The 13,413-nt window shown below is 40.1% G+C and carries 13 protein-coding genes; 10 read left to right on the top strand and 3 right to left on the bottom strand.

The window, feature by feature from the left end:
• The first annotated feature begins 119 nt into the window (after positions 1-119).
• The 3 genes from asnS (at position 120) to I1J71_RS03880 (ending at position 3,722) form a co-directional block, all read left to right on the top strand.
• Positions 120-1,463 (top strand): asparagine--tRNA ligase, encoded by a 1,344-nt coding sequence (asnS, locus tag I1J71_RS03890; RefSeq protein WP_195183783.1) that lies wholly within the window; start codon positions 120-122, stop codon positions 1,461-1,463.
• A 224-nt stretch (positions 1,464-1,687) separates the two neighbouring features.
• On the top strand, positions 1,688-2,887 hold the full coding sequence (locus I1J71_RS03885; protein WP_195183782.1) for an MFS transporter: 1,200 nt from the start codon (positions 1,688-1,690) through the stop codon (positions 2,885-2,887).
• A gap of 67 nt (positions 2,888-2,954) precedes the next feature.
• A complete protein-coding gene (locus I1J71_RS03880) occupies positions 2,955-3,722 on the top strand; it encodes an epoxyqueuosine reductase QueH (protein ID WP_006150335.1) in 768 nt (255 codons plus the stop codon).
• A 70-nt stretch (positions 3,723-3,792) separates the two neighbouring features.
• Here I1J71_RS03880 and I1J71_RS03875 read toward each other — a convergent pair whose 3' ends face one another.
• From I1J71_RS03875 to I1J71_RS03865, 3 genes are all read right to left on the bottom strand, one after another.
• Complete coding sequence (locus I1J71_RS03875; RefSeq protein WP_004252157.1) at positions 3,793-4,326, bottom strand: DUF402 domain-containing protein; 534 nt, start codon at positions 4,324-4,326, stop codon at positions 3,793-3,795.
• Between the two features lie 88 nt (positions 4,327-4,414).
• Complete coding sequence (gene recX / locus I1J71_RS03870) at positions 4,415-5,191, bottom strand: recombination regulator RecX (protein WP_195183781.1); 777 nt, start codon at positions 5,189-5,191, stop codon at positions 4,415-4,417.
• A 9-nt stretch (positions 5,192-5,200) separates the two neighbouring features.
• Positions 5,201-5,977, bottom strand: a complete 777-nt coding sequence (locus tag I1J71_RS03865; RefSeq protein ID WP_195183780.1) for an aminoglycoside 3'-phosphotransferase — start codon at positions 5,975-5,977, stop codon at positions 5,201-5,203.
• A 55-nt stretch (positions 5,978-6,032) separates the two neighbouring features.
• Between I1J71_RS03865 and rlmD the strand changes: the two genes are divergently transcribed.
• The 7 genes from rlmD to I1J71_RS03830 all read left to right on the top strand — a co-directional run bounded on the left by rlmD (position 6,033) and on the right by I1J71_RS03830 (position 13,399).
• The gene (rlmD, locus tag I1J71_RS03860) at positions 6,033-7,400 is read left to right on the top strand and encodes a 23S rRNA (uracil(1939)-C(5))-methyltransferase RlmD (RefSeq protein ID WP_195183779.1); all 1,368 of its coding nucleotides are present in this window, start codon (positions 6,033-6,035) and stop codon (positions 7,398-7,400) included.
• 117 nt (positions 7,401-7,517) lie between these two features.
• Positions 7,518-8,276, top strand: a complete 759-nt coding sequence (gene tpiA, locus I1J71_RS03855) for a triose-phosphate isomerase (RefSeq protein WP_195183778.1) — start codon at positions 7,518-7,520, stop codon at positions 8,274-8,276.
• 124 nt (positions 8,277-8,400) lie between these two features.
• A complete protein-coding gene (locus I1J71_RS03850; RefSeq protein ID WP_195183777.1) occupies positions 8,401-10,137 on the top strand; it encodes an ABC transporter ATP-binding protein in 1,737 nt (578 codons plus the stop codon).
• A 10-nt stretch (positions 10,138-10,147) separates the two neighbouring features.
• Positions 10,148-11,929: an ABC transporter ATP-binding protein gene (locus tag I1J71_RS03845; RefSeq protein ID WP_195183776.1), complete on the top strand. Its 1,782-nt coding sequence runs from the start codon at positions 10,148-10,150 to the stop codon at positions 11,927-11,929.
• A 147-nt stretch (positions 11,930-12,076) separates the two neighbouring features.
• Positions 12,077-12,595, top strand: a complete 519-nt coding sequence (locus I1J71_RS03840; RefSeq protein ID WP_016466667.1) for a Dps family protein — start codon at positions 12,077-12,079, stop codon at positions 12,593-12,595.
• Positions 12,596-12,722: 127 nt separating this feature from the next.
• Positions 12,723-13,229: a dihydrofolate reductase gene (locus I1J71_RS03835; protein ID WP_195183775.1), complete on the top strand. Its 507-nt coding sequence runs from the start codon at positions 12,723-12,725 to the stop codon at positions 13,227-13,229.
• Positions 13,229-13,399 carry a hypothetical protein gene (locus I1J71_RS03830; protein ID WP_000442255.1) on the top strand — a complete coding sequence of 57 codons (171 nt, stop codon included), beginning with the start codon at positions 13,229-13,231 and terminating at the stop codon, positions 13,397-13,399. Before I1J71_RS03835 ends, I1J71_RS03830 begins: the two co-directional genes overlap by 1 nt.
• Positions 13,400-13,413 lie beyond the last annotated feature (14 nt).

Raw genomic sequence — 13,413 nt, 5'->3', positions numbered from 1 at the left:
GTTTTTGTTGTTAAAACTTATGAATTTCTATCAAACTAGCTAGCTATCAGGCATTATTTGTGGTACAATAATGAGTAATAATGTCTTTGGACAAGTTAAACAAAAAAGGAAGATAAAACATGACAAAACGTGTAACAATTATCGAAGTAAAAGACTACGTTGGGCAAGAAGTGACTATTGGTGCTTGGGTTGCTAACAAGTCAGGAAAAGGAAAAATTGCCTTCTTGCAATTGCGTGACGGAACTGCCTTTTTCCAAGGTGTGGCTTTCAAACCAAACTTTATCGAAAAATTTGGTGAAGAAGTAGGTCTTGAAAAATTTGACACCATCAAACGCCTAAGCCAAGAAACTTCTGTTTTCGTGACAGGGATTGTCAAAGAAGACGAACGCTCAAAATTTGGTTATGAGTTGGATATTACAGACATCGAAGTGATCGGTGAATCTCAAGATTACCCAATTACTCCAAAAGAACACGGAACTGACTTCTTGATGGACAACCGTCACTTATGGCTCCGCTCTCGTAAGCAAGTAGCGGTTATGCAAATCCGTAACGCTATCATCTATGCAACTTATGAGTTCTTTGACAAGAATGGCTTCATGAAATTTGATAGCCCAATCCTTTCAGGAAATGCGGCGGAAGATTCAACTGAATTGTTTGAAACGGACTACTTTGGAACACCAGCCTACTTGAGCCAATCAGGTCAGCTTTATCTGGAAGCTGGTGCTATGGCCCTTGGTCGTGTCTTTGACTTTGGTCCAGTATTCCGTGCTGAAAAATCTAAGACTCGTCGTCACTTGACTGAGTTCTGGATGATGGATGCTGAGTATTCATACTTGACACATGATGAGTCACTTGACTTGCAAGAAGCTTATGTAAAAGCTTTGCTTCAAGGTGTTCTTGATCGTGCCCCTCAAGCCTTGGAAACCTTGGAACGTGATACAGAGCTCTTGAAACGCTACATTGCAGAGCCATTCAAACGTATCACTTACGATGAAGCCATTGATCTCTTGCAAGAGCATGAAAATGATGAAGACGCTGACTATGAACATCTCGAGCATGGAGATGACTTCGGCTCACCACACGAGACTTGGATTTCAAACCACTTTGGTGTACCAACCTTTGTCATGAACTACCCAGCAGATATCAAGGCCTTCTATATGAAGCCAGTCCCTGGTAACCCAGATCGCGTACTTTGTGCAGACTTGCTCGCACCAGAAGGTTACGGAGAAATCATCGGTGGCTCCATGCGTGAGGAAGATTACGATGCCCTTGTAGCGAAGATGGAATCTCTTGGTATGGATCGTACAGAGTATGAATTTTACCTTGACCTTCGTAAATACGGTACAGTTCCACACGGTGGATTTGGTATCGGTATCGAACGTATGGTAACCTTCGCAGCTGGTACAAAACACATCCGTGAGGCTATTCCATTCCCACGTATGTTGCACCGTATCAAACCTTAATAGCCATAAAAACGCCGTCTGGCGTTTTTATACTCTTCGAAAATCAAATTCAAACTACGTCAGCTTCACCTTGCCGTACTCAAGTACAGCCTGCGGCTAGCTTCCTAGTTTGCTCTTTGATTTTCATTGAGTATTACTTTAAATGAAAGAGGTAGAGAAAATGTAGGCAACTCTCAGTAAGTCTTTTAGAAACAATCATATTACATATTGAAAGAGAGAAAACGATGTTTAAAAGAACTTACAAACGCAATATTCCACTCCTGGCAGGTCTGGAATTTACATCTTATTTTGGAATCACCAGTTTTTGGATTTTATTTTTCATTCAAAATGGTCTTTCCTTACTTCAAATCGGTCTATTAGAAAGTATCTTTCACGGGACAAGCCTCTTATGTGAAATTCCGTCTGGTATGTTGGCCGATCGGTTTAGCTACAAGACCAATCTCTATTTGGCTCGCTTGGCCAGTATTGTATCCTCTATCTTGATTTTATTTGGTAAGGGGAATTTTTGGATTTATGCTGTCGCTATGATGGTTAATGCTTGGTCCTACAATTTTGATTCGGGGACCAGTACCGCTTTCTTATATGATTCGGCGGTTGAAGCGGGGCAAAAGGATCGATATCTTCAGATTTCTAGCTTTTTGTCTGGTGTGGCAGAAATCACCCGAACCTTAGGTACAGTTGTGGCAGGCTTCTTTATTCACGGAGCATTGGCTTGGACCTATCTAATTGCTATTGGATTATCATTTCTTTCTATCATTTTGATTTATTTTATGAAAGAACCAATGGCCAAGAGAGAGAAAAATGAAGTCTTGACCTTTAAAATGATTGTCCAGCAAGTTCGAAAAGAATGGCAGGAAAAACCAGTACTCTTTTACTGGATGCTGACTTATCAGCTAGTAGGGACACTCATGTGTATGTTTTACTTTTACTATCAGCAGAAAATAAGTGACTTAGCAGGATGGCAGGTTTCACTGGTTATGCTTATTGGTAGTGGGTTAAATCTATTGGCAGTATATGTGGCTAGCCAAATCGGTAAAAAATGGAATAGCAATCGAGTTTTTCCGACTCTTGTTGCACTAACGGGCTTGTCCCTACTATTGGTATTTTTTGGAACTCCCTTTGCTTTTCTTCTCGTCTATCTTTTAACCGATATACTCTATGCAGTTTATCAACCAATCTATTTTAATGACTTACAAGGCTATTTACCGTCCAGTGTAAGAGCAACTATGCTTAGTATCAATTCCATGCTCTTTAGTTTATCTATGATTGTCATTTTCCCACTGACAGGTTGGTTGATTGATCGTTGGGGTCTTGTAGCTGTCTTTTTAGTTCTAGGCCTTATCTTACTATTAACCTATCCTATCTTAAGAATTGGTCTAAAAAGGATGGGCAAGCTATTAAATCAGGACTTAATAACTGAATAAAGCATGAAACCCTATTTGCCCAAAGAGCCTTCTTGTGATAAAATAACAAGAAGAAAAGGAGAAGAGCATGATTGATGTAGAAGAAATTCTAAGCAAGATGAATCCCAATCAAAAGATTAACTATGACCGTGTTATGCAAAAAATGGTCCAAGTTTGGGAAAAAAATGAAGAAAGACCAACTATTCTCATGCACGTCTGTTGTGCTCCCTGCAGTACCTACACTTTAGAGTACTTGACTAAGTATGCCGATGTGACCATTTATTTTGCTAATTCCAATATCCATCCCAAGGCAGAATATCACAAGCGTGCTTATGTGACCAAGAAGTTTGTCAGTGATTTTAATGAGAGAACTGGCAACAACGTCCAATATCTAGAAGCACCTTATGAACCCAATGAATACCGTAAACTGGTTCGAGGTTTGGAAGAAGAACCTGAAGGTGGCGATCGTTGCAAGGTTTGTTTTGACTATCGTTTGGACAAGACAGCGCAGGTGGCTATGGATTTAGGGTTTGACTATTTTGGTTCAGCCCTAACCATCAGTCCTCACAAAAATTCACAAACCATCAATAGTATCGGGATTGATGTGCAAAAAATCTACACCACTCATTATCTTCCGAGTGACTTTAAGAAAAACCAAGGTTACAAACGTTCTGTAGAGATGTGTGAAGAATATGATATCTATCGTCAATGTTACTGTGGTTGTGTCTATGCAGCTCAAGCCCAGAATATCGACTTGGTGCAGGTCAAGAAGGATGCAACAGCCTTTATGGTAGATAAGGATATCGAGAAAGATTATTCCCATATCAAATTTACCGTTACGAAATTAGATATTTAAACGAAAACCTGCCTTAAGGCAGGTTTTTTGATTATAAAAAAACTAGGGCAGACACCCTAGTTTGACAACTTTACCGATTCTTTAGTTCTACGTAGCGTTTGTACCAAATGTTGACATAGGCTTCTGAGAAGGGGCCTCGTTCGTTGTTAATCCAATCAACAAGAATCTTAACATGCTCTTTCAAAATATAGTCTAAATCATCAGGATAATTCATCTTACGCTTATGACGTTCATATTCTTCAACGTCCAAGAGGCGTTTCTCACCATCTGTAAAAACTTTAACATCTAAATCATAGTCGATGTATTTTAAAGCTTCTTCGTCTAGATAGTATGGGCTAGCCATGTTGCAGTAGTAGGAAATCCCATTATCACGAATCATGGCAATGATATTAAACCAATATTTTTTGTGAAAGTAAACAATAGCCGGCTCTCGAGTCACCCAACGACGACCGTCACTTTCGGTAACAAGTGTGTGGTCGTTGACGCCGATAATAGCGTTCTCTGTTGTTTTTAGTACCATGGTGTCTCGCCAAGTACGGTGAAGACTCCCATCATGCTTATAACTTTGAATTGTAATAAAGTCGCCTTCTTTTGGAAGTTTCATAACTAACCAACTTTCTACAATTTTATAAGTTTATCGTTTACTATTGTATCACATTTTTGTTTAAAGTTCTTAGTTTTTCATGAAAAAATTAAAGATATTCTCTAAGAGCGCTGGCTATATCCGAAAAATCATAACCTTTTCTGGCTAAAACTTGGGTCAAGCGCTGCTTGAGTTCGTATCCTTCATACTTTCGTGAGTATTTTTGGTATTGCTTATCCAACTCTTTAAAAATCAGCTCTTGGACAGTTTCTTCATCGACCTGGCTATCTAGTTGATCAAAGGCAGCCTTGGCTTCTGAGTAGGAAAATCCTTTATTGGTTAGGATTTGGATAATCTTATCCTGTAGAGCACGGGCAGGTAATTTATCCTGGTATTTTTTCAGTAGTTTTTCAGCCGTGCGTTCAGCGACTTCCATCATATCAAATTCTTGTAAGACTTCTTGGATGATGGATTTGGCAACTCCCTTTTGAGAAATCTTCTGCATCAGCATATAGCTTCCCTTGTCACCAGATAGCTGATTAGAGTTGATAATAGCATAGGCATATTGTCTGTCATTTATCCAGTTGTCATCTTTTAGAGATTGGATGACTTTGGGTATGATGTTCTCATCGATTTCATGTTTACTTAGATAATCTCGGACTTCTTTTTCAGTACGAGCCTTGAAGGATAAGTGGTAGAGTGCTAGATTCTTTCCGTAGGAAAATTGTGCAAAGGTCTGGATTTCTGCAAACTCTTGAGGACTAATGTCCTTATCTTTGGTCAACATAAAGCGAACAATGGTATCCTCGGTAATGTAGCAAGTTTTGTCGCTATCAAGCTCTAGCAGATAGAGTCTTTTTTTCTTTTCTAGTTTTGTGATTTTCATGGTTTTCTTTTATCCGAATGCTTCAAAGGCAGCAACGAGTCGAAGTTTAAGTATATTGACCTGTTCTCTCCCGTAATAGTCAAGAAATAGTTCAGCGTATTTAGGGTCCTTTAGGTTATAGTTGAGGGACCAAACTGCCCAAAAGAGATCGATATGTCGGTCACTAAAATCAGCCAAACCAAGGTCAATAAAACAAGAGAAGTGGTCAGCATCTTTTAGAATAAAGTTTGGTAGACAGGCATCACCGTGAATAAAGGCATCTGTTTCTAAAAGGTGCCCTTGTTCTTGGATGAGTTGGAAGGCCTCTTCGCGGCTACTAATCCGGAATTGGGGTAGGAGTGCCTTGGCATAGAACTCCCCTTTTTCATAGTTTTTAATGGCTCTTTCTTTATAGGCTTTTAAATGATTTTCTGATGGAAAATTTTGTGGGTTTAAGTTGTGAAGCTTTTTAAGAGCCTCTGCCATTGTTCGGCAGATTTTTTCTGGCTGGTCTAAAAAAGCGAGAGCATCATGACCAATAGCCTCTTTAGTCAGGAGGTAGTCTTTATCTGTAGATAGATAGTGGATGACTGGAGTTCCTATTCCCTCTTGTTCAAACCAACTTGCAATGCTAGCTTCTCGCTCTAAACTTCCCTTTCGATCTATTTTCAAGTAGTAACCTGAGTCAAGATAGAGGACCCTTGCTCCTGAATGAGAAGAGCTGTCAGAAAGGGTTGCTCCCTCTATATAAGTTCGTAATTGCTCAGGAAAATCCAATGGGGAAAAATGAGATGTCTTTGTATTCATGGTTTTATTGTAACATATTCTTAACCATTGAGAAACTACGTGGTATAATAGACTTATGAGTCTTAAAGTCAAACAAAAAATTCCATTAAAAATTAAGCGTATGGGGATTAACGGGGAAGGTATCGGATTTTTCCAGAAAACCCTTGTTTTTGTTCCAGGCGCCCTCAAGGGTGAAGATATCTATTGTCAGGTGACTTCCGTTAAGCGTAACTACGTTGAGGCTAAACTCCTTGAGGTCAATAAAAAATCTAAGTTTCGAGTGGTTCCAGACTGTACTATTTATAATGAGTGTGGTGGCTGTCAGATCATGCACCTACATTATGACAAGCAGCTAGAGTTCAAGACAGATCTTCTCCATCAAGCACTGAAGAAATTTGCCCCTGCTGGCTATGAAAACTTTGAAATCAGACCAACCATTGGCATGCAGAAACCAAAGTATTATCGGGCTAAACTACAATTTCAGACACGAAAGTTTAAAAGCCAAGTCAAGGCAGGTTTGTATGCTCAGAATTCGCATTATCTGGTTGAATTAAAAGACTGTCTGGTTCAAGACAAGGAAACGCAAGCGATTGCCAATCGCATTGCTGAACTCTTGACCTATCATCAAATTCCAATTACAGATGAACGGAAAATCCTTGGGGTTCGAACCATCATGGTTCGTCGAGCACGGAAAACTGGGCAAGTTCAGATTATCATTGTGACCAATCGTCAATTAAATCTGACTCAATTTGTGAAAGACCTAGTCAAGGATTATCCTGAAGTAGTGACTGTCGCAGTCAATACCAATACTGCTAAAACTAGTGAGATTTATGGGGACAAGACTGAGATTATTTGGGGACAGGATAGTATTCGTGAGGGTGTATTAGACTATGAGTTTTCTCTCTCACCACGAGCTTTTTACCAACTCAATCCTGAACAGACTGAAATCCTCTATAGTGAAGCCGTTAAAGCCTTGGACGTAAATGAGAATGACCATCTGATTGATGCCTACTGTGGTGTTGGAACCATTGGTTTTGCCTTTGCCAAAAAAGTTAAAAGTCTGAGAGGGATGGATATTATTCCAGAAGCTATTGAGGATGCCAAAGAAAATGCCAAGCGTATGGGTTATACCAATACTCACTATGAGGCTGGAACTGCAGAAGAAATCATCCCTCGTTGGTACAAGGAAGGCTATCGTGCCGATGCCTTGATTGTGGACCCGCCTCGTACAGGTTTAGATGACAAACTCTTGGATACCATCGTCAAATACGCTCCTAAAAAGATGGTCTACATTTCCTGCAATGTATCTACCCTGGCGCGTGATTTAGTCAGATTGATGGAGGTCTATGACCTGCATTATATCCAGTCGGTTGATATGTTTCCGCACACGGCTAGGACAGAAGCAGTGGTTAAATTAACTAGGAGAAAGCCAGACTCTAAATAGAATTGACGACTGGAAAGTATTTGAAAAGAAGACTTCTAGTTACAGAGTAAAATTTGCAAGCTCCCTCTATTTATGATAAAATAAGTAGAAAATAAAATGAAAAAAGAGGTATGTGAAATGTCACGTAAACCATTTATCGCTGGTAACTGGAAAATGAACAAAAACCCAGAAGAAGCAAAAGCATTCGTTGAAGCTGTAGCATCAAAACTTCCTTCATCAGACCTTGTTGAAGCTGGGATTGCTGTACCTACTCTTGACTTGACAACTGTTCTTGCTGCTGCTAAAGGAACTAACCTTAAAGTTGCTGCTCAAAACTGCTACTTTGAAAATGCAGGTGCTTTCACAGGTGAAACTAGCCCACAAGTTTTGAAAGAAATCGGTACTGACTATGTTGTGATCGGTCACTCAGAACGCCGTGACTACTTCCACGAAACAGATGAAGACATCAACAAAAAAGCAAAAGCAATCTTTGCTAACGGTATGCTTCCAATCATCTGTTGTGGTGAGTCTCTTGAAACTTACGAAGCAGGAAAAGCTGCTGAATTCGTAGGTGCTCAAGTTTCAGCTGCTCTTGCAGGATTGACTGCAGAACAAGTAGCTTCATCAGTTATCGCATATGAGCCAATCTGGGCTATCGGTACTGGTAAATCAGCTTCACAAGACGATGCACAAAAAATGTGTAAAGTTGTTCGTGACGTTGTAGCAGCTGACTTTGGTCAAGAAGTAGCTGATAAAGTACGTGTTCAATACGGTGGTTCAGTTAAACCTGAAAACGTTGCAGAATACATGGCTTGTCCAGACGTTGACGGAGCTCTTGTTGGTGGTGCATCACTTGATCCAGAAAGCTTCTTGGCATTGCTTGATTTTGTAAAATAAGCTTCAAATATCTGAGACAGACAGTTCCCTCCCTCGAGGTTAAGACTGCCTGTCTTCTTTTTAGTAAAAAGGCGTGCGAAAGCACGCTCTTTTCTGCATTTTGAATGAAAAGGAAAGGAGATTTATGCTTTATATTTGGTCTCATCTCAAACGTTATCCCAAGTGGCTAGTGTTAGACTTCTTCGGAGCTATTTTCTTTGTGATTGTCAATCTTGGGCTACCGACTGTTCTTGCTCGCATGATTGACCAGGGGATTAATCAAGGTAATGAAGAAAAGCTCTATTTTTGGGCTATCGTCATGTTGGTTATTATCGTCTTGGGGACATTTGGGCGGGTTGTTCTATCCTATGCTGCTAGTAAACTGACCACCAATATGGTTAAGGACATGCGGAATGATGTCTATGCTAAATTACAAGAGTATTCTCATCACGAATATGAACAAATTGGTGTTTCTTCATTGGTGACTCGTATTACCAGTGATGCCTTTGTCCTTATGCAGTTTGCAGAACAAACGCTTAAGTTGGGTGTTATCACACCCATGATGATGCTGTCTAGTATTCTCATGATTTTCTTAACTAGTCCATCACTAGCTTGGATTGTCGCTTTTTCCGTTCCTTTTCTAGCTGTAGTAGTCCTTTATGTGGCAGTGAAAACGCGCCCCTTATCTGAAAAACAACAGAAAACACTGGACAAGATAAACCAATATGTCCGTGAAAATTTGATGGGCTTGCGAGTGATTCGTGCCTTTGCTCGTGAAGACTTCCAAGAAAACCGTTTCGAAGAGAAAAATGTAATCTATGCAGATAATTCAAATCGTTTGTTCAAATTGACTGGTTTGACAGAGCCGCTTTTTGTGCAAATCATTATTGCCATGATTGTAGCTATCGTTTGGTTTGCTCTAGATCCTCTCAAGCAAGGAAGTTTGCAGATTGGGGATTTGGTAGCCTTCATCGAGTATAGTTTCCACGCCCTCTTGTCTTTCCTTTTCTTGTCAAACCTTTTTACCATGTACCCTAGAACGGCCGTATCCAGTGAACGTTTGAAGGAAATCATGGATATGCCTATTTCCATTGATCCAAATGAGGACGGAATTCAAGAAACAGAAACACATGGTTATCTAGAATTTGATAATGTGACCTTTGCTTATCCTGGTGAGACGGAAAGCCCTGTTTTGCATAATATTTCCTTTACTGCTAAACCGGGAGAAACCATTGCTTTTATCGGTTCGACTGGGTCAGGTAAGTCTACTCTGGTTCAGTTAATTCCTCGTTTTTATGATGTTACACTGGGGAAAATTAAGGTCGATGGTGTTGATGTCCGGGATTACCGTCTCAAATCACTCCGCCAGAAAATTGGTTTTATTCCACAAAAAGCCTTGCTCTTTACAGGGACTATCGCAGATAATCTCCGTTACGGAAAAGAGGACGCCAGTCATGAGGACTTGCACCAAGCAGCTGATGTAGCCCAAGCCAAAGACTTTATCGAAAGTCGAGAAGAAGGTTTTGCAACTCATCTGGCTGAAGGGGGAAGCAATCTATCAGGTGGTCAAAAGCAACGCTTGTCGATTGCCCGTGCAGTCATCAAGGGTCCAGATATCTATATCTTTGATGACTCCTTCTCAGCCTTGGACTACCGTACAGATGCTATCTTGCGTCGTCGTCTCAAGGAAGTGACTCAAGATGCTACGGTATTGATTGTCGCGCAACGTGTTGGAACCATTATGGATGCGGACCAGATTATCGTCCTTGATAAGGGCGAAATCGTTGGTCGTGGCCGTCATGAAGAATTGATGGAAACTAATGACATCTATCGAGAAATTGCTGAGTCGCAGTTGAAAAATGCGTCTCTGACAGAAGAATAGGAGGTAAAGGATGAAACAACAATCTAGTATAGCTCGTCTATGGAGCTATTTAAAAGCCTACCGTTTCTCTGTTTTCTTTGCAGTCTTCTTAAAAATAGTCAGCGTCATAATGAGTGTTATCGAGCCATTCATATTGGGGCTTGCTATCACTGAGTTAACCAGCAACCTCCTTGCCATGGCAAATGGTGTTGCAGGAGCAGGTATTAATACTAGCTATATCGCAGTAATTCTAGTGATTTATCTCTTGCGTGGGCTTTTCTATGAGTTGGGTTCTTATTACTCAAACTATTTCATGACCAATGCTGTCCAGTCTATGATACAGGATTTGCGAAATGAAATGAGCGAAAAAATCAACCGCATCCCTGTGTCTTACTTTGACAAGCACCAATTTGGAGATTTGCTGGGACGTTTTACTAGTGATGTAGAGACCGTATCTAATGCACTCCAACAATCCTTCTTACAGATTGTTAATGCAGTCTTTACCATTCTTTTTGTTATGGGTATGGTCCTCTATCTAAATCTTCAGTTGGCTATCATTGTTATCTTGTCGATTCCAGTGACTTATTTTGGAGCCAAAACAATTCTAAATCGTTCGCAGCCATACTTTAAACAGCAGGCAGCTATATTGGGACGTATGAATGGATTTGTACAGGAAAACTTGACAGGTTTCAATGTTTTAAAACTTTTCGGACGCGAAGAAAACTCTCAAGAGAGATTTGAAAAGATTACGGATGAATTGCAACAAGTCGGATTTAAGGCGAGCTTTATTTCAGGTTTGATGATGCCTGCTCTTCACATCGTGTCTGATTTAACTTACTTAATTGTAGCTGTCTTAGGTGGATTGCAGGTTATTGCAGGGCGCTTGACGATTGGTAATATGCAGGCCTTCGTTCAGTATGTGTGGCAAGTCAGCCAGCCAATCCAAAATATTACTCAATTAGCAGGGCAAATGCAAAGTGCTAAGTCTTCGCTTGATCGTGTCTTCGAAGTTCTAGATGAACAGGAAGAAGTCCAAACTGCTGAAGTGAAAGAACTAGCACCATTGACAGGTCAAGTTAGTTTCAAAAATGTCGATTTCCAATATGTGGAAAACAAACCATTGATTCGCAATTTCAACTTAGATGTTGAACCTGGAGAGATGGTAGCTATCGTTGGACCTACTGGAGCAGGGAAAACAACCTTGATTAACCTTCTCATGCGTTTTTACGATGTGACAGCTGGTGCCATTTTAGTGGATGGCCAAGATATTCGAGACTTGTCTCGTCAGGACTATCGTCGACAGTTTGGGATGGTCCTACAGGATGCCTGGCTCTATGAAGGCAGTATCAAGGAAAATCTTCGCTTTGGAAATCTGAATGCAACAGATGAAGAAATCGTTGAAGCTGCTAAGGCGGCCAATGTTGACCACTTTATCCGCACCCTTCCTGGTGGCTATAACATGGAAATGAACCAAGAGTCAAGTAATATTTCTCTTGGGCAAAAACAGTTGTTAACTATCGCGCGTGCTCTCTTGGCGGATCCTAAAATCTTAATTTTGGACGAAGCGACCTCATCAGTCGATACTCGTCTAGAGCTCTTGATTCAAAAGGCCATGAAACGTTTGATGAAGGGGAGAACAAGCTTTGTCATTGCCCATCGACTTTCGACAATTCAGGAAGCTGACAAAATTTTGGTGCTGAAAGATGGGCAGATTATCGAACAAGGAAATCATGAAAGTCTCCTAGCTGCAAAGGGTTTCTATTATGACCTTTATCAAAGTCAATTTTCTGGTAAAGACACAGAAAAGAACTAAAAATTACAGTTTCCTATTCTTAAATTATCAGTCTATTAAGACTTTTCTAAGATAGTACACTTTCCTTGCTATCGAATGCTGGGAGTAGTATACTTGTACTATAACCACTGATAAAGTGGCTATAAAAAATGAAAAGAGGTAATAAACATGGTAGAATTGAAAAAAGAAGCAGTAAAAGATGTAGCAACATTAACTAAACCAGCGGCAGAAGCGCTTGTAAATACAAAGGAAGTTTTGAATCAAGCCGTAGCTGACTTGTACGTAGCACATATCGCTCTTCATCAAGTACACTGGTACATGCGTGGACGTGGATTCATGGTATGGCATCCTAAGATGGATGAATACATGGATAGTCTAGATGCTTACCTTGATGAAATCAGCGAACGTTTGATTACACTTGGTGGCAAACCATACTCTACTTTGACAGAATTCCTTCAACACAGTGAAATCGAAGAAGGTGTTGGAGAATTCCGCAACGTAGAAGAAAGTTTGGAACGTGTCCTTGAAATTTATCGTTACCTTATCACTCTTTTCCAAAAAGCTTTGGATGTAACTGATGAAGAAGGTGATGATGTAACCAATGATATCTTCGTTGGTGCTAAGGCAGATCTTGAAAAAACAGTTTGGATGCTTGCAGCAGAATTAGGACAAGCACCTGGTTTGTAAGATACTGCATTTTTCTAAAAATCCGTAGAAGTTTTCTACGGATTTTTTCTATTCAGGAGGGCATTCCAAAACAGTCTTTTTTGAAGATTTTTGATAAAATAGAACTATCAATGAAAAGGATGAAAGCATGACAAAGAAAATCGTAGCCATTTGGGCTCAAGATGAAAAGGGTGTGATCGGGAAAGAGGATCGTTTACCTTGGCATTTGCCAGCAGAGTTAAAACATTTTAAAGAAACAACCTTGAATCATGCCATTTTAATGGGTCGTGTCACCTTTGATGGGATGGGTCGACGATTGCTTCCAGGACGTGAAACCTTGATTTTGACGCGCAATCCTGAAGAAGTAATCGATGGTGCTCTGGTCTTTCAAAATGTTGAGGATGTTTTAGACTGGTATCATCATCAGGCTAAGAATCTCTATATCATTGGTGGCAAGCAGATTTTTCAGCTTTTTGAACCTTATCTCGATGAGATTATTGTGACACAAATTCATGCTCAAGTTGAAGGGGATACCTATTTCCCAGAAGATTTTGACTTGACTGTTTTTGAGACTGCTGCAAGCAAATCTTATTCCAAAGATGAGAAAAATGTCTATGATTTTACCATCGAATATAGAAAGAGGAAGGAAGTCTAATGGAGCGTAGTATTTTTGGATTTTTTACAGCTCTTTTGTGTGCTGTCTGTCTTGTAGCTGGAACACACGCTTTTCGTAAAAAGCGCTTTGGACTTGCTACTCTGCTTTGGCTAAATGCTTTCACAAACTTGGTGAATAGCATTCATGCTTTTTATATGACCTTATTTTAGATAGAATGAATAGT

This window comes from Streptococcus infantis, from assembly GCF_015546995.1.
In the GTDB taxonomy this organism is placed as follows: Bacteria; Bacillota; Bacilli; order Lactobacillales; family Streptococcaceae; genus Streptococcus; species Streptococcus infantis_J.
Note: the sequence above shows the minus strand (reverse complement) of the source record. Positions and strands in the feature narration are given on the sequence as shown.

Excerpts from the sequence above, each read along its gene's own strand:
- asnS (WP_195183783.1), top strand. The coding sequence starts at position 120 with ATGACAAAACGTGTAACAATTATCGAAGTAAAAGACTACGTTGGGCAA.
- I1J71_RS03885 (WP_195183782.1), top strand. The coding sequence starts at position 1,688 with ATGTTTAAAAGAACTTACAAACGCAATATTCCACTCCTGGCAGGTCTG.
- I1J71_RS03880 (WP_006150335.1), top strand. The coding sequence starts at position 2,955 with ATGATTGATGTAGAAGAAATTCTAAGCAAGATGAATCCCAATCAAAAG.
- I1J71_RS03875 (WP_004252157.1), bottom strand. The coding sequence starts at position 4,326 with ATGAAACTTCCAAAAGAAGGCGACTTTATTACAATTCAAAGTTATAAG.
- recX (WP_195183781.1), bottom strand. The coding sequence starts at position 5,191 with ATGAAAATCACAAAACTAGAAAAGAAAAAAAGACTCTATCTGCTAGAG.
- I1J71_RS03865 (WP_195183780.1), bottom strand. The coding sequence starts at position 5,977 with ATGAATACAAAGACATCTCATTTTTCCCCATTGGATTTTCCTGAGCAA.
- rlmD (WP_195183779.1), top strand. The coding sequence starts at position 6,033 with ATGAGTCTTAAAGTCAAACAAAAAATTCCATTAAAAATTAAGCGTATG.
- tpiA (WP_195183778.1), top strand. The coding sequence starts at position 7,518 with ATGTCACGTAAACCATTTATCGCTGGTAACTGGAAAATGAACAAAAAC.
- I1J71_RS03850 (WP_195183777.1), top strand. The coding sequence starts at position 8,401 with ATGCTTTATATTTGGTCTCATCTCAAACGTTATCCCAAGTGGCTAGTG.
- I1J71_RS03845 (WP_195183776.1), top strand. The coding sequence starts at position 10,148 with ATGAAACAACAATCTAGTATAGCTCGTCTATGGAGCTATTTAAAAGCC.
- I1J71_RS03840 (WP_016466667.1), top strand. The coding sequence starts at position 12,077 with ATGGTAGAATTGAAAAAAGAAGCAGTAAAAGATGTAGCAACATTAACT.
- I1J71_RS03835 (WP_195183775.1), top strand. The coding sequence starts at position 12,723 with ATGACAAAGAAAATCGTAGCCATTTGGGCTCAAGATGAAAAGGGTGTG.
- I1J71_RS03830 (WP_000442255.1), top strand. The coding sequence starts at position 13,229 with ATGGAGCGTAGTATTTTTGGATTTTTTACAGCTCTTTTGTGTGCTGTC.